The 19,879-nt window shown below is 67.4% G+C and carries 17 protein-coding genes; 4 read left to right on the top strand and 13 right to left on the bottom strand.

All coding sequences use genetic code 11. The features are described from left to right. Nucleotides 1-19: 19 nt before the first annotated feature. Entirely contained in the window at nt 20-928 is a 909-nt protein-coding gene (locus tag Q0O97_RS01410; RefSeq protein ID WP_294923744.1) for a LysR substrate-binding domain-containing protein, read from the bottom strand. A gap of 165 nt (nt 929-1,093) precedes the next feature. On the opposite strand from Q0O97_RS01410, the gene Q0O97_RS01405 reads away from it, so the two are divergent. After that, nucleotides 1,094-2,104, top strand: a complete 1,011-nt coding sequence (locus Q0O97_RS01405) for a putative sulfate exporter family transporter (RefSeq protein WP_294923741.1) — start codon at nt 1,094-1,096, stop codon at nt 2,102-2,104. A gap of 160 nt (nt 2,105-2,264) precedes the next feature. Here the strand turns inward: Q0O97_RS01405 and Q0O97_RS01400 are convergent, their stop codons facing one another. From Q0O97_RS01400 to rarD, 12 genes are all read right to left on the bottom strand, one after another. Then, nucleotides 2,265-2,768, bottom strand: coding sequence for an acetone carboxylase subunit gamma (locus Q0O97_RS01400; protein WP_294923738.1), 504 nt, complete (start codon nt 2,766-2,768; stop codon nt 2,265-2,267). A 49-nt stretch (nt 2,769-2,817) separates the two neighbouring features. Next, nucleotides 2,818-5,127, bottom strand: a complete 2,310-nt coding sequence (locus Q0O97_RS01395) for a hydantoinase B/oxoprolinase family protein (protein ID WP_294923736.1) — start codon at nt 5,125-5,127, stop codon at nt 2,818-2,820. Nucleotides 5,128-5,142: 15 nt separating this feature from the next. Next, nucleotides 5,143-7,296, bottom strand: coding sequence for a hydantoinase/oxoprolinase family protein (locus Q0O97_RS01390; protein WP_294923733.1), 2,154 nt, complete (start codon nt 7,294-7,296; stop codon nt 5,143-5,145). Nucleotides 7,297-7,419: 123 nt separating this feature from the next. Continuing rightward, entirely contained in the window at nt 7,420-9,246 is a 1,827-nt protein-coding gene (locus tag Q0O97_RS01385; protein WP_294923729.1) for a sigma 54-interacting transcriptional regulator, read from the bottom strand. A gap of 202 nt (nt 9,247-9,448) precedes the next feature. Continuing rightward, a complete protein-coding gene (locus Q0O97_RS01380; protein ID WP_294923726.1) occupies nt 9,449-10,366 on the bottom strand; it encodes a DUF2189 domain-containing protein in 918 nt (305 codons plus the stop codon). A 302-nt stretch (nt 10,367-10,668) separates the two neighbouring features. Further along, the gene (locus Q0O97_RS01375) at nt 10,669-11,829 is read right to left on the bottom strand and encodes an NnrS family protein (protein ID WP_294923723.1); all 1,161 of its coding nucleotides are present in this window, start codon (nt 11,827-11,829) and stop codon (nt 10,669-10,671) included. Beyond that, nucleotides 11,826-12,575 carry an ATP-binding cassette domain-containing protein gene (locus Q0O97_RS01370; protein WP_294923719.1) on the bottom strand — a complete coding sequence of 250 codons (750 nt, stop codon included), beginning with the start codon at nt 12,573-12,575 and terminating at the stop codon, nt 11,826-11,828. The genes Q0O97_RS01375 and Q0O97_RS01370 overlap by 4 nt, the downstream gene beginning before the upstream one ends. Continuing rightward, nucleotides 12,572-13,387, bottom strand: coding sequence for an ABC transporter permease subunit (locus tag Q0O97_RS01365; RefSeq protein ID WP_294923716.1), 816 nt, complete (start codon nt 13,385-13,387; stop codon nt 12,572-12,574). Before Q0O97_RS01365 ends, Q0O97_RS01370 begins: the two co-directional genes overlap by 4 nt. Next, nucleotides 13,384-14,379, bottom strand: coding sequence for an MqnA/MqnD/SBP family protein (locus Q0O97_RS01360; RefSeq protein ID WP_294923714.1), 996 nt, complete (start codon nt 14,377-14,379; stop codon nt 13,384-13,386). The genes Q0O97_RS01365 and Q0O97_RS01360 overlap by 4 nt, the downstream gene beginning before the upstream one ends. Before the next feature lie 98 nt (nt 14,380-14,477). Continuing rightward, nucleotides 14,478-14,765, bottom strand: coding sequence for a DUF1971 domain-containing protein (locus Q0O97_RS01355; protein ID WP_294923711.1), 288 nt, complete (start codon nt 14,763-14,765; stop codon nt 14,478-14,480). Further along, a complete protein-coding gene (locus tag Q0O97_RS01350) occupies nt 14,762-14,968 on the bottom strand; it encodes a hypothetical protein (RefSeq protein WP_294923708.1) in 207 nt (68 codons plus the stop codon). The genes Q0O97_RS01355 and Q0O97_RS01350 overlap by 4 nt, the downstream gene beginning before the upstream one ends. Nucleotides 14,969-15,346: 378 nt before the next feature. Further along, nucleotides 15,347-16,276 carry an EamA family transporter RarD gene (gene rarD / locus Q0O97_RS01345; protein WP_294923836.1) on the bottom strand — a complete coding sequence of 310 codons (930 nt, stop codon included), beginning with the start codon at nt 16,274-16,276 and terminating at the stop codon, nt 15,347-15,349. Between the two features lie 391 nt (nt 16,277-16,667). On the opposite strand from rarD, the gene ssuD reads away from it, so the two are divergent. From ssuD to Q0O97_RS01330, 3 genes are read left to right on the top strand one after another with little or no spacing between them, the layout of a single operon-like run. Beyond that, nucleotides 16,668-17,828, top strand: a complete 1,161-nt coding sequence (gene ssuD / locus Q0O97_RS01340) for an FMNH2-dependent alkanesulfonate monooxygenase (RefSeq protein ID WP_366125237.1) — start codon at nt 16,668-16,670, stop codon at nt 17,826-17,828. A 4-nt stretch (nt 17,829-17,832) separates the two neighbouring features. Further along, entirely contained in the window at nt 17,833-19,269 is a 1,437-nt protein-coding gene (locus tag Q0O97_RS01335) for an FAD/NAD(P)-binding protein (protein ID WP_294923702.1), read from the top strand. Between the two features lie 21 nt (nt 19,270-19,290). Next, the gene (locus tag Q0O97_RS01330) at nt 19,291-19,875 is read left to right on the top strand and encodes an NAD(P)H-dependent oxidoreductase (protein ID WP_294923699.1); all 585 of its coding nucleotides are present in this window, start codon (nt 19,291-19,293) and stop codon (nt 19,873-19,875) included. Nucleotides 19,876-19,879: the final 4 nt, after the last annotated feature.

Below are 19,879 nucleotides of genomic sequence, written 5' to 3'. Positions count from 1 at the left end.
GAAGCGATCGGGCAGGTGGTCATGGCGCTTTGGGCGCCCGTATCAGGGCGATGAAGTTTTCCGCCGGACGGCTGCGATGCCGTTCCGGGTGGGCAAGCACCGAAAAGCTGCGTGAGGGGAAGGGAAATCCCGCTTCGAATATCCGCCCCTGCGCCAGATGCGGCGCGGCCGCCAGCATCGAAAGGACCGTCGCGCAGCGTCCCGTCTCGACCGCGGCGATACAGGCTTCGTTCGAGGGCAGTTCCAGCAACAGGTTCAGTTCGTCCGCCCCGAACCCCAGATGCGCGAACTCCGCATCGACTGCCGCGCGGGTGCCCGATCCGGCCTCGCGCAGCACCCAATCGACACGAGCCAGATCCTCGGGGCGCAGCGCCCGCCCGTCCTGCCAGGCCCGCCCGTCCTGCCAGGGATGACCACGCCCCACAAGCAGCACGAGCCGGTCCCCCCCAAGCCGTTCGACCGTCAGTTCGTCGCTGTCGACGCGCCCCTCGACAAGGCCCAGATCCGCCTTGCCCGCCGCAACTGCGGCGGCGACCGAAGCCGTGTTTCCCTGCCGGAATTCCAGTTCGACGCGCGGATAAAGTTCGTGGAAGCGGATCAGGTGGCGGGGCAGGACATAGCTGGCGACCGTCTGGCTGGCCCGGATACGCAACCTTCCCCCCTCGCCGTCCCGCAATTCCGAAAGCCAGGCCGCCGCTTCGGCGGCACGGCGCAGCACATCTTCGGCATGCGGCACGAAGCAACGGCCCGCCTGGTTCAAACTGATTCCCCGCCCGACCCGATCGAACAGCGGTATGCCGTGCCGTTCCTCCAACGCGGTGATCGCGGCGCTGACCGCCGATTGCGACAGATGCAGCCCTTGGGATGCCCGCGTGACATGCTGATGGCGCGCGACCTCCAGAAAGATGCGAAGCTGTTCCAAAGTCATGCAGATGTTTCCCTTGATCGCACAACCGTTCCACGGCCGAAAATAAACAATCGGAAAAACAGGATGATTTGTCCATAATAAACACTTGGACAGAAGGAATGCCATTCTGTTATTTCCTGCCTACAGAGAACAGGATTCTCCCCATCAAGCCTCTACGGTGTTTTCATGTCCCCTACTGCCCTGCACGCGCGGGTCGGATCGGTCCTGCTCGATCTCTTGCCCGGCCTGCTTCTCGTCGCCCTGATCACCGCCGCTTCCTTCGGGCTGCGGGGGCTTCCGTGGCTGGCGGGTCTCAGCCCGGTGATCCTCGCGATCCTTTTGGGCATGTTCTTTACCAATGTCGTGGGTGTGACGGCGCCGTCGCTGCCCGGGATCACCTTCGCCAGCCGAACGCTCTTGCGTTTTGCCGTGGCGCTGTTGGGGGCACAGGTTACATTGGCGGAACTGACCGCCTTCGGTTGGGCTGGCGCCGTGGGGCTGGTCGCGACCGTCATGCTGACATTGGGCTTTGCCTATATGGCGGGCAGGGCATTGGGAATCGAACGCGACCTGTCGATGCTGGTGGCGACGGGAACCGCCATCTGCGGAGCGTCGGCCATTGCCGGGGCCAATGCCATCCTGCGCGCGCGCGAGGAGTTCGTGACCTATGCGGTCGCCGTCATCACCATCTGGGGCACGATCGGACTGTTCGGCCTTCCGCTGCTGCAAGGCGCGTTGGGACTAAGCGATGTGCAACTGGGGCTTTGGGCCGGGCTGTCGCTGCATGAGGTCGCGCAGGCAGTCGGCGCGGGCTTCGCCGTCGGCGATATCTCGGGCCAGGCCGCCATCGCGATGAAGCTTGGCCGCGTGTTGATGCTGGCCGCGGTGATCTTCGGTCTTGCCCGGCTTTGGCACGGCCCCGAGGCGGCCGGCGGCCAGCGCGCGGGCATTCCGGGATTCGTCCTGATGTTTCTGGCACTGGCGGCGCTGAACTCCTTCGGACTTCTTCCCGAGCAGGCCCGCCTTGTTTCGGCCACCCTGACGCCGATCATGCTGGCGGCGGCACTGGCCGGATTGGGATTGGCCACGCGCTTCGACAAATTGCGGGTGCTGGGGGTGAAACCCCTCATCCAGGGCGGGATCGCCTTTGCCTTCATCGCCATCACGGGGCTTGGTGTCGCCGCCTGGATCGGTTGATCCCCAGCCGTGCGCCAGTGGCGAAAAACTGATTTCCTGCTGCTTCGCCGTTGCTCTTGCTGTTCACCTTCTGGCCTTGGAAGGCCCTTCGCCGTCGCTGGACGAAACAGATGCGGCCCCGTGGGGGGCGGGGCCGCAATCGCCAAGTCGGGACACCGGATCAGGCGGCGCGTTCGGGCAGTTCCATGCCCAGCCAGTCCTGATAGAAGGTGTCGATATCGGGTTCGAAGTCGTGGATCACCGGATACCAGGGGGTGGGCGCCTCGACATCCAGCAGGTCGCCCGACAGCGGGCAGTAATATTCGCGGATCACCTGCCAGCTCGAGGTCGGCGTCATCAGGCGGGGATAGAGCTCCTCCATCTCTTCCTGCGTTTCGCGCACGCGCATCACCGCATGCAGCTTCCAGTTGTCCCGCCAGTCGCAGAACTCATGCCCCGCGATGCTCTTGACCACCCACTTTTTGTCCGCCTTGCGCTGGACGATGAACAGCTTGGGGCCAAGCGGCAGGATGATCCGGTCGTCCCAGGGCACGCTTTCCTGCAGGATTTCCAGATAGATCTGAAAACGCTCGCGGTCCTTGGGGGTGGACAGCATGGTGTGCAGCGTGTCGCGGTCGATCTTGCCTTCCACCAGATCCTTGATCTTCGATTTCGTGTAAGCCATCGGTTTCTCTCCTGATCCAAGAGGGGGCCGCCGGGGCGGCCCGCTGCGCTTATTCGTCCACGAACCGGACGGTCTTGACGTCGGGCAGTTCCGAGATGTCCATGGAATATTCGCGGCCATAGGACGGGATCGGCAGATCCGCCTCCATCAACTGCCAGTCCGCGGGCAGGTCCCAGAACTTGCGGAAGCTTTCCTCGAACCTCGGCCCCAGCTTGAAGCTGGCGGCGAACATCTGCTGGACATGCAGCCCGGCATCCTTGGCCAAGATGCGTTCGCGTTCGCGGGCCATCCAGTCGCGGGTCGGCACGGCCCTGGCCAGCCGCTCCTTGCGGATTTCGGCGCGCCGCGCCTCGGTCGCGGCCTGATCGACACCGAACAGCCCGTCCGCGCCCTTGACCAGCCTGACGCCATAGACCGAACCCGCAAAGCGTTCGATCAGATAGCCGCCATTGACGTCATCGGCCACGCTTTGCGGTTCGCGGTCCAGCGGATCGCCGAAGCCCGGCCCGCCGCGCATGTAGTTCAGGTAAAGGTCGTAATCCTTGAACATCGCCTCGGTGGTGATGGCCTGCTTGTCGCGCTTGATCAGCGCATCGGGGATCAGGCCGTCCCAGACCGGGTTTTCGGGATCCTTGTCACCGCCATGCGGGATTTCGCCGCCATTCGCGATGATCTGCCTGAGGTTGGTGTCATGGGCCTCGAAGCGATAGCCCGATGCCGCCGGATAGCCGCCCATCAGCCCCCAGTCCGAACTGATATGGCCGTTGCCCATGAAGAACATCGTCCAGTCCTTGGCGTTCCAGACCATGCGCAGCGACTGGAAGCCGCAGCCACCGCGATACTTGCCCGCGCCGCCGGACGATGCCTTGATCTCGCGGCCCAGATAGATCAGCGGCTCGGCCAGTTCCCAGATCTCCATGTCGCCCATGTCGCCTTCCGGGTTCCAGATCGCGGCGGCATGGCTGATCCCGTCCCTGTGCGCGCTGGCGCCCACCCCGTTCGCGGCGCATTCGAACGAGTTCACGGCGTGAACCTCGTCGAACTGGTTGAATCCGCCGCCTTGCAGCCAGTTAGAGGTGTTGGCGTTGCCCGCGTTCACCTCTTCCAGGTAGCCGCGGCCGAAATAGGACCGCGACAGGCCCCGCCACAAGGATGTCCAGGAACTGACCAGGAAATGCCAGCTATAACTGAAGGCCACGCGCCGGTCGTCGGGGTTCATCCAGGTGCCCTTGGGCAGGCGGAACTCGGTCCCGTAGGCGGCGCCGTCGTTGATCATCTCGGTCGGGATCAGCGATTGGGTCATCATCACCCAGATGCCACTGGTGAAGCTGACCGCATGGGCGTTGTAGGTATGCCAGCCCCAGCGGCTCGACCCCTCGAAATCCAGCCGCCAGGTCGCATCCGGGCGGATGGTGATCTCGGAGGGCGTGTGCATGATCGTGTCGACCTTCGCGAAATCCGAAGGCACGCGCACGTCGTCATGGGCATAGGGCACATCGACGAAACCGACCTGGCGATACTTGCCGGGAATGGTCATCGCCTTGATGCGGGCTTGCAGGCCGGTGCGGCCATGCTCGATCGCCTCATAGGCGAATTTCCAATAGTTTTCGATACCCTCGTCGGCGATCACCTGCTCGACCAGGTCGCGGATCATGTGGCAGCCGGCGATCCGGGTGCGTTCGTCCAGCATCCAGTAGCGCGTGGTGCGCACCGAACGCTGGCTTTCATGCAGCCAGTCGCGCATCAGCGTATCGTTCTGGCCGATCTTGCGGCAGGTGATCTGATAGCCGTCGCCGAAACGCTGGATCTGGCCGGTGGACATCGAGCCCGGCCCGACCGAGCCGGTGTCGATCACATGGGTCACGCCCCCGACCCAGCCGATCAACTCGCCCTCGTGGAAGATCGGCACGATGGTGTGGATGTCGCAGGTATGGACGTTGCCGATCAGGTTGTCGTTGTTGCAGAAGATATCCCTGTCGTTGATGCCGGGATTGGATTCCCAATCGTTTTCGATCATGTATTTGATCGCCGCGCCCATCGTGCCGACGTGGATGATGATGCCCGTAGAGGTCAGGATCGCATCGCCCGCCGCGTTATACAGCGTAAAGCACAGTTCGCCCTCTTGCTCGACGATGGGGCTGGCCGCGATCTTCTTGGCGGTTTCGCGCGCGTCCACCACCCCGGCCCGCAGGCGCGAGAACAGCTTGTTATACATGATCGGCTGGCTGTCGCGCAGTTCCATCCTGTCAATGCCGCCGTAATGGCCGGTCCTTTTTGTGGCCTCCATCAGCCGGTCGCGGTGCTGTTTCAGGGTCTCGCCACCACGGACGATTCCCTGGACCTTGGTTTGAATATTCATTCGTATTTCCTCCCCTCAGACTTCTTTCAGGTGGAACAGGCGATGGCCGTCCAGGAATGTCTCGAACCCGCCCGGCACGACAAAGGTGGTCGCGTCGGATTCGATGATGGCGGGGCCGGTGATGCGGTTGCCGGGCTTCAGCGTCTCCATCTGGTAAAGCTGCGCATCGACCCATTTGCCGTGACGATAGAATTGCCGCGTGCCCAGTTTCGCGTCTTCGGGGGGCGTCGGGCTGCCCTCTTCCTCTTTCGGGATTTTCGGCTTGGGGATCGGCACGGTGCCGCGCATGATCGCGCCGGTCACGGAATAGCCCAGTTCGGGCGAGCGGGCCGAGGCCGCATAGACCCGGCCATAGGTGTCGTTGAACGCCGCGACCAGCTTGTCCCAGTCACCGGGCTGGCCGGCGGTCTTGATCGGGCTTTCGATTTCCAGATCGTTCAACTGGCCGCGATACTGCATCCGATAACCGGGGGTCAGCGTGACCTGATCGGCGCAATAGCCGTTCACCGCGAATTCCTCCAGGACCCGCTTGGCCAGTTCCTCCCAGGCGTCGTTCAGCAGCCGGGCCTCGGCCGCCTTTTCCGCGTCCGGCGCCTCTTCGGGGATGTTGATGTCCAGCGACTTGTCATAGCGATATTCGAAATCCGCCGCCGCGCAGCCGAAGGCGGAAAAGCCCGCGGCCCATGCCGGCACGATGACGTCCTCGAAGCCCAGACCTTCGGTATAGCCGTAGGTATGGACCGGCCCCGCGCCGCCATAGCTGAAGCAGGTGAACGAGCCGGGGCTGTAGCCCTTGCCCGAGATCATCGCGCGCAGATAGTCGCGGAGTTCGCTGTCGAGCAGTTCGATCACGCCCGCCGCCGCCTCTTCGACCGACAGGCCCAGCGGATCGGCGATCTGTTCCTTCATCGCGTTCCATGCGCGTTCGCGGTCCAGCTTGACCTGCCCGCCCAGGAAATTGTCGGGGTTCAGATAGCCCAGGATGACGTGGCAGTCGGAAATCGTGACCGTCTCGATCCCCGATTCCGCCCAGCAGACGCCGACGCGATAGCCGGCGCTGTCGGGCCCCAGCCTGATCGCCTTGGTATAGGGGTCGAGGCGGATATAGGACCCCGCGCCCGAGCCGACCGAGTCCATCGCGACCAGCGGCAGGGACAGCACCAGCCGCGCCATGTCGGGGTCGTTGCGGATGGTCAGTTCGTTCTGGGTGATCAGGGCGACGTCAAAGGACGTGCCGCCGATATCGGAACAGGCGATGTTTTTGTAGCCCAGCACCTCACCCAGGTATTTCGCGCCGATCACGCCGCCGATCGGGCCGGACACGATGGTGCGGGCCAGTTCCTTGGCCTTCCACGAAATCGTGCCGCCATGAGTCGCCATCACCCGCATGTCGAATTTCGAGCCGTTGTCCTTGAAGGCGGCCGAGATCTTTTTCAGCGTCTGGCGCGAGGGTTCGGCGGCGAAGGCTTCCAGGATGGTGGTGTTGGTGCGGTGGGTTTCCTTGCGCACCGGATAGTAATCTACCGAGGCAAAGACCGGGATGTCCTTACCCGCCGCCTTCAGTTCCTCGGCCACGATATCGCGGACGCGGCGTTCGTGGGTGGGGTTCTTGTAGCTGTGCAGCAACGAGATCACGATGCCTTCGACATCCTGTTCGATCAACTCGCGCGCGGCCTGCCGGGCGGTGTCCTCGCGCAGCGGGATCACGACCGTGCCGAACATGTCCACCCGCTCCATCGCGCCGCGGGTCAGGTGACGGGGGACCAGCGGATCGTCGTAATAATGGGTGTTCAGGTGGATCCGGTCCTCATAGGCAAAGCCCAGATAGGCCTGGATGGCGCGGCCCATGCGGTGGAAATCCTCCATCCCCGCATTGACGATCAGCCCGCAGCGCAGCCCCTTGCGCTGGACGACGCGGTTCAGCATCGCGGTGCCGGAATAGACGCCGGTCTGGATCGAGGACAGCGCCTCCTCGATACTGATCCCCCAATGCTCCAGCCCCTCTTTCGAGGATTCGATCAGGCCCAGCGCCTCGTTTTCGGGCGTGGACTGGGCCTTGCCGACGACGAACTCTCCATTCGCGTCGACAAAGAATGTGTCCGTCATGGTGCCGCCGGCGTCGATGCCCAGCACCTGCACGGAACGTTCGTTCTTTCTGTCAAGTGGCACGTCAAACTCCTCCCTTTGACCGGACCCGCCTTGACCGGGCGGGCTGGCATTCAGGATGGAATCGGTCGGGCTGTCAGGGTTGTCCGAAATTCGGACGGGCCGACGGACATGCTGCGGACGCGATCAGGTCTTTCGCCCCCGCGCGATGCCGTGGGCATCCAGCTTCAGATACAGCGTCGATCTGGCGATCCCCAGGCGCCGTGCGGCCTCGGTCAGGTTCCCGCCGGCTGCCTTGATGGCGGTCAGTATCTCGGCCCTTTCCACGTCGCGCAGGGTTTCCTCGCCGGTCCCGGCCGTGGCCGGCTGGCGCATCTCGGGCGGCAGGTCGCGCTCGTCGATCAGCGCATTGGACGACAGCGCCGACAGGGCCGAGACCATGTTCTGCATCTCGCGCAGGTTGCCGGGCCAGGCATGGGCCTGCAAGACCGTCATCGCGGCATGGGTAAAGCGCAACCGGCGCCCGCCATCCTCTTGCTGCCGCCGCTGGATCTCGCGCAGGAAGACCGGGATTTCGTCGCGCCGGTCACGCAGCGGCGGAATCCGCAGCCGCGCGCCCGCGACCCGATAATAGAGATCGCTGCGAAACGCCTCTTGCTGCATCGCCTGGTAGAGCGGGCGCGCCGCCAGCGTGATCACCCGCGTCCCCGATTGCTGCGCCAGTTCGATCAGGCTCAGCAACAGCTTCTGCACCTCGGGCGAGGCGCGGCCCGGCTTGTCCAGGCACAGCGTGCCGCCCTGAAGGCGCAGACGGCCCTGCGCCAGGTCCTCGCGCAGCACGGCGGCTGTCAGGGCAGCGCATTCCAGCAAGGTGAACTGGTCGTCCGGCGTCTTTTCGTCGTGAATTGCGCGGGCCAGATGGGTCTTGCCCGTGCCCGTCTCGCCCTCGATCAGGATCGGCAGGCCGGTTTGCAGCAAGCGCCGCGCCTGCGCCACGATCTCGGCCATGACCGGGCCGCTGGCCGCGATCCGCGCCAGGCTGGCCGCCCCCCGTTCCGGCCCGCGGCGGCGCCGGGCGGCCAGCGAGACCATCACGCCGATGGCGTCCGAATGCGGCTCGATCACGGTCAGCGAGGCACCGGGCAGGCAATCCGCCAAGGCGTCCAGCATCGCCTCGCGGCCACGGTCGCGCAGCCCGTCGATCAGGTCTGGAATCCGTTCGCGCAGGGCATTCAGGGCCTGCGGATCGTCCAGTGCGCGGGAAAAGCCCTCGCTGGCAAATATCTGCGTGCCGGCACGGTCCAGCAGCAGGACCTGGTCGGACATGCGGCCATCATGAAGATATTCCAGCAGCGCCTGGCGTTCCTGGGCCAGTTGCCGCGACAATTCGCTTTCGACCTGCAAGGCCAGCGCCGATGACAGGGCGGTGCTGCCCGGTTGCCGCATCCCCTGCGGCCAGGAAATGTCGATCACCCCCAGCAGCCTGCCGGTGCCGGGATCCTTGACCGGGCTGGCCGCACAGCTCCAGCGCTGGATTTCCTCGCTGTAATGTTCGGTGCCGTTGATCTGGACCGGGCGGCCCAGGTGGATCGCGGTGCCGATGGCATTGGTGCCAATGGCCGCCTCGCTCCAGCGGCCGCCGTGGCCGAGGTGGTTTTCGCGCCCGCGCGACAAGGTGGCCGAATCGCCTACGGCATCCAGAATGATGCCGTCGCGGTCGCAAAGCAGCAGCATGTTGCCGGTCCGTTGCAGCAGGTAATCCGCCCGCGACAGCGCCAGCCCCGCCGCCCGGCGCAAATGGTGGGAATGCTGCCGGGTGGCGTGGATTTCATCCTCGGCCAGCAATGGCGCACGTGCCGCAGGCTCTGGCGCCAGCCGCGCCGACCGCTGCCAGCTTTGCAGCACGACCTCGCGGATGCTGGGCGGCACCTTGCCGACAGCACGATAATTTTCCCAGTCAACCTTTGAAATGCTGGCGACCATCAGCCCCTCCTCGACGAACGGTCCATGCATTATTGACTCGCATTACTGGCACATGGGGATGCCTCATCGCAACTGTTAACCTTCCCCGCCGTGTCGCCTTCAGCGCCTTGTCCACCATCAGAACATCCGGCGCAGATCAGCAAAACAGCCTGCCGCGGCAGATCGCAGTCCGGCAGGGCCGCAGACGCGCAGCCAGCGACGCTTGCGGTTGGTTTCCAATGCGAAACTTCGTTCATACCTTCTTGGTGAATGGTTTCGGCCCGCTCTCTGGCTGCTGCCCCAACCTCTCGTCCGGGAAGGTTACCGCGCGGCGGTAAAGGTGCCATGTCGCGTGGCCGAGGACGGGCAGCACGACGATCAGCCCGGCAAAGAGCGGGATCGACCCCAGCAGCAGCAGGACCGCGACGATCAGCCCCCAAAGCGCGGTCGTGCGCGGGTTGCGGCGCGCGACGGCAAGCGAGGTCGCCACTGCCGCGCCCACGCCCACGCCCACCGGGCGGTCGATCAGCATCGGAAAGGACACGAGGCCAAGGCATAGCACCGCGATGCCGAAGACAAGGCCGACGCCCATTCCAAGGACGATCATCGTCCACCCCGCGCCGGTGGTCAGCGTCTCGCCAAGGAATGCTGCAATGCCCTCATGTGGCTCGGGTCCCAGCGTGAAGGTCCAGATCACATGCGCCGCATAAAGCCAGACGACGAAGATCACCGCAAGGATGAAGCCAAGCGTCAGCACGGGTCCCAGCATCCGGCCCCTCAGCGCGGACAGCGCCGCGCTCCAATGCGTTTCCTCGCCCCGCTCGTGCCGCCGGCTCATTTCGTAAAGGCCGACCGCTGCGACCGGCCCGACAAGCGGAAAGCCCGCGATCAGGGGGAAAAGCAGATGCACCTGCCCCGAGTTGAAGGCCCAGAAGGCAAGGACGAAGCCCATCAGCGGATAAAGCGCCACGGCAAAGATCACGTCCGAGCGGAACACGGCAAAATCGCGGGCGCCCTGACGAAGCGCAGCGCGGATGTCGTCCGTGCCGATCTGCATGATCCGGGGTTGGACCGCACCGTGGCCGCCTGTCGCCTCGGCAGGGTCGCCGCCCATGCCGGACGGCTGCCCTGCGCTCAGGCCTGGCGGGTTTCCGGTCGTCTCGCGGGGCATGGTTCATCCTCCCTGCCTTGAAGGCCCGGATCCGGGCGATGCGCCACCGGCGAGTCCGGCAAACGCCCGCAAACCTGCCGGGCCGATCCATCCTCAGCCTGTCAGTATAGCAGAACCGGCGCGAATTTGCACCCCACCCCTTCGGCGCGGGCCATTCCAAAGCGGCAGGGAACCCGGCGAACAGAGGGGCGGACCTGGCTGCAAGCTGGGCTGGTGGGGGATGGCGGGCAAATCCACGGGGCCGGACAAGATGCTGCCACATTCATGCTGACGCTGCGGCAGTTGCGCCAGCGCCCGCCCCGCTAATCCAGCCTGCGGATGGCGGGCCAGTAGTCGGCCAGCCACAGCAGGAAGGCCGCCGCCCACAGGGTCGAGGCCAGCAGGTGCAGCGGGCCGGGCGGCCAGGGGGCCAGCCCCATCTCGGGCAGGGCGCGCAGCAGCGCGGCAGCGCCGGCCAGCAGGAAACCGGCGCGGGTCGGCAGGTTCAGGCCAAGCCCCTGCCCGGTATGGAAGCGCCCGGCGATGGCCAGAACCGCCAGCACGCCCAGGCCGAGGCCCCCCATCAGCGCCAGATGCAGCGGCCCGGCTGCCCCCCAGGGCGCGCCCAGCCCCGCCGCGCCAAGCGTCAGCAGCCCGGCCCCGGCGAAACCGGCAGCGCCCGCCAGCACCATGATCTCGGCCCGCAGCGCCTCGCGGCCGACGAAGCCTTCGGCCATGCGGTCCATGAAGCCCGCGCCCGCCGCGATCCACAGCCAGCCCGCAACGGCGGGCGACAGCCCCGCCAGTTCCGCCGTCAACGCCAGCGCCACCAGCCCCGAGGGCAGATTCAGCCGCCCCGGATGCGGACGAAAGGGCGCGGTCCTTTCGCTGGGGTCCAGCACCGCATTGGTCACCGGCACCGTGATCCGCGCCAGCGCCAGGCCAAGCAGGCCCAGATAGACCAGCCCCGAGACCCGCAGCCAATGGCCCGCATCGCCCATGCCCAGCATCGCCAGCCGCGCCATCAGGCAAGCCAGCGCCAGCGCGGCCAGCCATGCGGCGAAGGACAGCACCCGCGCCGTGCGTTTCGCCCAGGAAATCCGCAGCAGATAGACGATCAGCGCCGCCTGCCAGCCCAGATCGGCCAGCATCGCGGGCAGGACCAGCGCATCCGCCCCCAACACTCCGGCGATCCGCGCCACACCCCACAGGGCCGCCAGCCCCCACAGCACCCGCCCGCGCAGGCGCGGCGTATCGGTCCATTCCGGCGCGGCGGTGGTCAGGAAACCGATCAGCGCCGCGCCCCAGGCGCCGAAGATCATCTCATAGCCATGCCAGGTGCCGGGCGCGATCTCGCGGGCCAGCGGCAAGTCAAAAGACCACAGCGCCACCCAAGCCAGCGGCCACAGCGCCGCGTGCAGCGTAGCCAGCGGGAAGAACAGGCGGAAGCCCTCGTCGGACAGGGCGCGATGCAGGGGGGTCATGGGCGCAACCGCTCGTCTATGTCGTCGATATGGGCGAACAGCGGGTCGTCGTTCAGGCAATGCTGGCGCAGGGTAAAGACCGCCGCGTCGTCGCGGCTGCCGGGCGCTCCGGGCAGGCCGCGCTGGCCCGCGATGCCCTGGCCTTGCGGGTCCAGCACCAGGATGCGGTGGCTGATGCGGATGGCCTCGGACAGATCATGGGTGATGAACAGCGCGGCGAAGCGGGCCGAGGCGGCGGCCTCGATCACCAGGTCCTGCATCCGGCGCTTCAGCGCGATGTCCAGCGCGGTGAAGGGTTCGTCGAAATAGATGAAATCGGGTTCCGTCACCAAGGCGCGGGCGATGGCCGCGCGCTGGCGCATGCCCCCCGACAGCTCCGAGGGGTATTTGCCCAGGTCCTCGGGCAAGAGCCCCGCACGCAGGGCGGCGGCGCGGATCATCGCCGGGCGCGCCCGGCGCGGCGCGCGGGTCAGGCGCAGGGGAAAGCCGATATTGCCCGCCGCCGTCGCCCAGGGCAGCAGGCGCGGGTCCTGGAACACCATCGCGTGACGCGCATAGCGGCGGGTGATGCGGCCCTCTCGCGGCTGAACCAGCCCGGCGGCGATATGGGCCAGCGTCGATTTGCCGGAACCGGAAGGCCCCACCAGCGCCACGATCTGCCCCGGCGCGATCCGCAGCGTGATCCCCGCCAGCACGGTGCGCCCGAAGAAGCTGTGGCCGATGCCGTCCAGTTCCAGCAGGCTCATCGCTTGACGCCCCAGGGCGCGGCGGCCTCGCGCCAGCGTTCCAGTTCCGCGCGAACCGAGCGGATCAGCACATATTCCACCACGATCAGCGCGGCCACGGCCAGGATCACCCAGGCCAGCGCCTCGGCGATGTCCAGCATGGCGCGCGCCCGCGCCAATGCGCCGCCGATGCCCCCGGCATTGGCCAGCAGTTCCGCCATGATCGCCACCTTGAAGGCCGATCCCAGCGCCAGGATCAGCGCCGGGAAAAGCTGCGCCGAAATCTGCCGGGCCGAGACAAAAGCGAACCGCCGCAGCGGCCCCGCACCGAAGACGCGCGCCATGTCGTCGAGGCCGCGGTCGCGGGTCACCACGCCCTCGACCGCGCCGACAAAGACCAGTGGCGTGGCCGAGATCAGGATCACCACCGCGACGGTGGTATCGGACGGCCCGAACCAGATCATCGCCAGCACAATCCAGGCGATCGGCGGCACGCCCAGAAGCAGCGTCAGGATGGGCCGCGACAGGCGCAGCACTGCGGGCGAATAGCCCGCCGCCACCCCGGCCAGCCCGCCTGCGACGGCGCAAAGCGCGAAGCCGGTCAGCGCGCGCCTTGTGGTCAGGGCCAGCAGGTCCTGCGCCTCGCCCTCGCGCAGCAGCCGCGCCGCCGCCGCGATGGTATCCAGCGGCGCGGTCAGGACGAAATCGCCGTAGGCCTCGTGCCCCGCCTGCCACAAGGCGGCGATCAGGCACAGGCCGGCCAGCCCCGCCCATGCCGACCACAGGAAGCGCCCCAGCCGCGCCAGCCGGTCGAGACAGGCGCCAAGGCTCACAGCAGATAGAACCCGTCATCGGGCAGCTTACCGCCGATGATCGCGGGATCGGTCTCGGCCATCAGCGACAGCATCGCCTCGATGGCGGGCCGCGCCTCGCTGGCCGGGCGCACCGCCAGCCGCGCATGGGGGATCGAGGCCGCCAGCACCGGCGCCGGCATCTCCAGCGGGCCGGTGGCATGGGCGGCGGCGGCGGCAGGATCGGCCAGCACCTCGGCATTGGCGCGGGTCAGCGCGTCCTGCAACGCGGGCAGGGTATCCGCACCGGCAGCCATGAAGCCCTCGGTCGCGGCCAGCCCGGCCTGCGGCAGGATCGGCCCGGCATCGGCCATCCGGCCCCATTCCTCTTGCAGGTCGATGGCGCGCACGAAACCCTTGCCCGCCTCCGCCCCGCGCAGGATCGCCACCGAGGATGCAGGCTCGCTCAGCAGCGCCGCGTCGATCTGGCCCGACAGCAGCATCTGCGCGGCCTCAATGGGGCTGCCGACGGCGACCTGTTCCACCTTCTCCGCCAGCCCATGCCGCGCCAGCAGGGCGCGCAGCACGAAATCCGGCGTGTCGTTGACGAAGGGCAGGGCCAGCCGCCTGCCCTCAAGCCCCGCCATGTCGCGGACCGCGCCATCCTGGGCCACGACAAACAGCAGCCCGTCGGTCATGGTATTGACCAGCCGCAGCCCCATGCCGCGATTGTAGAGGTTCGAGGCGACCTGCACCGGCACCACCGACAAATCGATCACCCCCGAGGTCAGCCCGGCGCGCAACTCGTCCGGGCTGCGCCAGACGGTCAGCGAGACATCCCCCGACAGATCCGCCAGCGCGCCGCTGGCGACCGCATGGGCCAGGGTGATGCTTGGCCCGGCGGGCGGGCCGTAAAGCGCCAGCCGCGCCAGGGGTGCCGCACGCAGCAGCGAGGGCGCCGCCAGACCAGCGGCCAGCGCGCCCGCCCCGGCAAGGACCAGGCGGCGCGAGGGGGTAGGAACGGAACGGGACATGACGGCCCTCCTGTCAGGCGAAAGGAAACGGATTCGCTGGCGAAGGGCTGGCGTTGGGCAAGGATAACGCAGGCCGGGCCTTCTGTCCTTGACTTCGATCAGGACGCAGGGCGGGCGCAGAACTCGACGAAGAAGCGCACCGGGCCGCAGGTCGCGACCTCGTGCAGGCGCTCGGGGTGGATCAGCGGGTGGATGCCGGGGCCCAGCACCACCTCGGTGCCGTCCACCAGATCGCGAAAGATCAGCCGCCCCTGCAAGACATGCAACCGCGCCCATGTTCCCACCTTGGTCGAATGGGCGCGGGTCAGCCCGCCCGGCACGGTGGTTTCCGTGAACTCGGGCGTGCGGCGATAGGGGGCGGCGTCGGCGGGCCAGTCAAGGGTCATGCGGCGGGCCAATCGTAAAGACGGATCAACCTGGGATCGTCCGCGGCCTGAAACGGCGCCCGCCCCGGCACATTCGCCGCCCTGGTCAGATGGCCGCGCGAAACGCCACGAGCCGCTGCTGCCATGATCGCCCGCCGGACGGGATGGCGCGCGGCATGGATCAGCAGGCGCAGGGCGTAATCCGAAAAGCTGGTCAGTCGCATGCGGGGGCCTCCTCGATCCGCCCGCACGAAAGCACGGGGCACACCAGCGGGTCAATGCCGGGCGGAGGGGCGCGGCGCCTCGCTTTCTTCATCACCCAAATACCCATGCGACCGTCCAACCCGCGCGGCGCCGCCCGATGGGATGCCGACCGGCACCTGCAACGCCATCCGCGCGATCGTGCCCTGCCTCGTCCAGAACGGGGCCGGGCACATCATCGTGACCCCGCCGGACAGGACGAAAGCGGGGGCGCTCGAACGATAATGCCCCGGCAGCGGCGGACCCCCTTGGTTTCGCATGATTGCCGGCGGTTGCGAGGGGCAGGGACGCCGTGCGCGGTTCGATCCCGGCCAGTCCGGCGGCCCGCTTGCCTGGCAAGCCTATTGCATCCGGCCGGTCACGGCTGCCTTGCGCGCGGCGCCGTATTGACGCCACAGCCCTAGGGAATACATCGCCAGCGCCGCCCAGATCAGCGGAAAGGCGATCCGCCGCGACTGGTCGAACGGCTCGCCGAAGACCAGCACCGCGCACAGAAAGATCAGCGTTGGCGTGATATATTGCAGGATGCCGACGGTCGACAGGCGCACCAGCTTGGCGCCATTGGCATACATCATCAACGGGATGGCCGTGATGACGCCGCAGCCCAGCAACAGCAATGTGTCGCGCCCCGAGCCTGCGCCGAAATGCGACTGCCCGGTCAGCGTCAGCCACAGCAGGATGCCTGCCGCGAAGGGGCACAGGACCAGCACCTCAAGCGTGAAGCCCTGATTGGGACCCAGCGGCAGGCTCTTCTTGCAATAGGCATAAAACCCCCAGCTCAGCGTCAGCCCCAGCGCCACCAGCGGCAGGCGGCCCGCCTGCACGGTCATCATCAGGACCGCCGCCGCCGCCAGCGCGATGGCCAGAAGCTGGGTCCGGCCCAGCCGTTCCTTCAGCAGCACGGCCCCCAGAAGGACGCTGAAGAGCGGGTTGATATAATATCCCAGCGCCGCCTCCATCGCCTGGCCGCTGACGATGGCCCAGACATAGATCAGCCAGTTGACCGAGATCAGCATCGCCGTCAGCACCGCCATCGCCAGCAGGCGCGGGCTGCGCAGGGCCGCGATCACCTCGGCGCTGCGCCGCTGCCAGACCAGCACCGCCGCCGCGATGGGCAGCGACCAGACCACCCGATGGGCGATCACCTCGATCGGCGGCACATGGGCCAGCGCCTTCATGTACAGCGGCAGAAACCCCCAAAGGGCATAGGTCAAGGTCACGAGGACCAGGCCACGGGGGGAATCGCTGTCGAGATCGGCAGGGCTGCGCATATGGGTTGCATAAGCCGCAACCTGCGCCCGCGCCAGATGCTGCGGGCCGCGCCCGCGATGATCGGGCGCAATCCGCGCATCCGTCGGCAAGCCACCCGCACCGCGAAACGGTTCGCAGGCGATGGCAGGCAAGAGGGTCGATTCGCCCCCGCCACCCGGCTTTCCACGCAGGGCAATGGAAATATTATCTCTGGATTCGGGCAAGCGGCAGGAAACTGCTTCTCCAACAGGCACGCAAAGGGGGGAATCCTGCCCTGATTTCCTTGTTTCGCTTAATCACTATATACTCGGTCGTGTTTTGATGTTTTCTTTCCCGCATGACGAATGGCGGGCCGCGCAGACGGCCCCGAACAGGAAAGGACGGCACATGAGCATCCCAACCCCCGAAAAGATCCGCGTCCTGTGGTTCCTGCCCACGCATGGCGACAGCCGCTATCTGGGCACGTCGGAAGGCGGGCGGGCGGTGAACCTGCCCTATCTGCGCCAGATCGCGCAGGCCGCCGATTCGCTTGGCTATTACGGCGTGCTGCTGCCCACCGGCCGCAGTTGCGAAGATAGCTGGGTGACCGCCGCCGCGCTGGCCTCGCAGACGGAAAGGCTGCGCTTCCTGGTCGCGGTGCGGCCCGGCCTGCAATCGCCGACGCTGGCCGCGCGGATGACCGCGACGCTGGACCGGCTGTCGAACGGGCGGCTGCTGATCAACGTCGTCACCGGCGGCGATCCGGTCGAGAACGCGGGCGACGGCATCCACCTGTCCCATGCCGAGCGCTACGAAGTGACCGAGGAATTCCTGAACGTCTACAAGGCCCTGCTGGCGGGCGAGACGGTCAACCACGCAGGCCGCCACCTGCGGATCGAGGACGGCAAGCTGCTGTTCCATCCTTTCCAGAAAAACGGCCCGCCGCTGTATTTCGGGGGTTCCTCGGATGCCGCGAACGCGGTGGCGGCGCGGCAGATCGACAAATACCTGACCTGGGGCGAGCCTCCGGCGCAGGTCCGGGACAAGATCGAATCGGTCCGCCGCCTGGCCGAGGCCGAGGGCCGCGAGGTCAGCTTCGGCATCCGCCTGCATGTGATCGTCCGCGACACCAATGCCGAGGCCTGGCAAGCTGCCGAGCAACTCATCAGCCGCCTGGACGACGCCACCATCGCGCGGGCGCAGGAAAACTTCCTGCGCATGGATTCCGTGGGACAGGCACGCATGGCGGCGCTGCATGGCGGGCGCCGCGACAAGCTTGAGATCAGTCCGAACCTCTGGGCAGGCGTGGGGCTGGTGCGCGGCGGTGCGGGCACGGCGCTGGTCGGCGACGCCGAAACCGTGGCCGAGCGGATCGACGAATACCGCCGCATCGGCATCGACAGCTTCATCCTGTCGGGCTACCCGCATCTGGAGGAAGCCTATAGCTTCGGCGAGCGTGTCCTGCCCCTGCTGCCGCTGGACCACCCTCTGCCGCAGGATCAGGTTCCGCTGCACAACGGCCCCTTCGGCGAGACGGTGGGCAACGACTATCGCCCCGCCGCCCGTCCCCAACTGGCCCTTGCGGGGGGATAGGGCGATGAATGCGATCCGGCACCCCCTGCGCGTGGTCATCGTCGGCGGTGGCTTCACCGGCGCCTCGCTGGCCTGGCAACTGGCCCGGATGCGGCTTGCCGCCCGGCTGACGGTGATCGAGCCGCGCGCCGATCTGGGCCGGGGGCTGGCCTATTCGGCCCCCGACCCCACCCATCGCCTGAACGTGCCCGCGCATCGGATGTCCATCGACCCCGACAATTGCGCCGATTTCAGCGACTGGTTGGCGGACAATCCGGACGCGGCGGACCCCGAGGCAGTAGCGCCGAACGGCGATATCCATGTCCAGCGCGCGTTGTTCGGGCGCTATGTGGCCGAACGGCTGGCGCCGCATCTGGCCTCGGGCGCGGTCCGCCATATCCGCGCGCGGGTCGTCGATACCCAGCGCGGCGGAGGCGGCGGGCTGTGGCTGAAGCTGTCGGACGGTCGCGAGATCCGCGCCGACCTGCTGGTGCTGGCAACGGGCCATCCGGCCCCTGCCCTGCCCGCCCCGGTGACGGGACTGGCGGACAGCGGCACGCTGATCGCCGATCCCGGCGATGCCGGGCGGCTGGCCGAGGTGCCGCCGGGTGCCAACGTGCTGATCCTCGGTTCGGGGCTGTCCGCCGCCGACGCGATCGCCACGCTGGACCGGCAAGGGCATCGCGGGCGGGTCACCTGCCTGTCGCGCCGTGGCCTGCGCCCGCGCGGGCAAGGCGGCGGTCAGGGCAGCGAGGCCGATTTCACCGACCCGCCCTCGCATCGGGTTTCCGATCTGCTGCGCCGGGTGCGCCACGCCATCGTGGACGATCAGGCGCGCGGCGAAAGCTGGCATGCGACCTTCTGGCGGCTGCGCGCACAGGCGCCGCAGATCTGGGCGGCGCTGGACCCGGACGCGCAACGGCGCTTCCTGCGGCACCTGCGGGTGTGGTGGGACGTGCATCGCTATCGCCTCGCGCCCCAGACCGAGGCAGCGCTGGACCGGATGAGCGCCGAGGGCCGGCTGCACTTCGCCGCCGGGCGTCTGGTCTCGGCCCGGCTGCACGAAGGCCGGATCGAGGCGCATTGGCGTCCGCGCAGCCAGCCGCAGGTGCGGGTCGGCCATTTCGACCGCCTGATCCTGACCACCGGCCCGGCGCAGGACCGATGTATCGCCGCCAACCCGGCGCTTGGCGCGCTGGCCCGGCTGGGGCTGATCGCGCCCTGCCCGCTGGGGCTTGGCCTCGCCACCACGGCGATCTGCAAGGCGGTGGATGCGCAGGGACGCGAAAGCGACCGCATCCTGATCGCCGGCCCCTTGGCGCGCGGCCATCTGGGCGAGCTGACCGGGGCGCCCGAATGCGCCTCGCAATCGCGGGAAATCGCCCGCCAGATCGCCCGCCACGCCATGCTGGCGTCCATCCTGCGGCCCGCGGCTTCGGAACGGACCGCCCAACCGTCCTGACACGAACGACAGGAGATCACGATGACCACCCTGACCATCACCGGCTTTGCCGGCAGCTTCAACGCGCCCTCGCGCAGCCGCGCGCTGGTCGAGGCCGCCGTCGATCTGGCCACCACCCGCTTCGGCGCGGCGGGCCATGTCTTCGACCTTGCCGATCTCGGCCCCTCGCTGGGTCACGCCCGGCATCTGGGCGATCTCGAACCCGAGGCGCTGGCCCATGTCACCGCGCTGATCCGCGCCGATGCGATGGTCGTCGCAAGTCCCGTCCACAAGGGCAGCTATGCGGGGCTGTTCAAGCATCTCTTCGACCTGCTGGACCCCGACATGCTGGCGGGCAAGCCGGTGCTGCTGGCCGCGACCGGCGGCGGCGACCGGCACGCGCTGGTGATCGAGCATCAGCTTCGCCCCCTGCTCGCCTTCTTCGAGGCGCAGGCGCTGGCCACCGGCGTCTATGTGGCCCAGCGTGAATTCGTCGGCGGACAACTGGTCGACGATGCCGCGCGGCTGCGGCTGGTGCGGGCCGTGAACCAGTTCGCACCCTTCCTTGCCCCCTACACCATCCCCCAGCCCGAGGCCGAACCGGCCCCGCTGCTGCAAGCATTCTGAGAGG

Source organism: uncultured Paracoccus sp. (assembly GCF_945915435.1).
Classification (GTDB): domain Bacteria; phylum Pseudomonadota; class Alphaproteobacteria; order Rhodobacterales; family Rhodobacteraceae; genus Paracoccus.
Note: the sequence above shows the minus strand (reverse complement) of the source record. Positions and strands in the feature narration are given on the sequence as shown.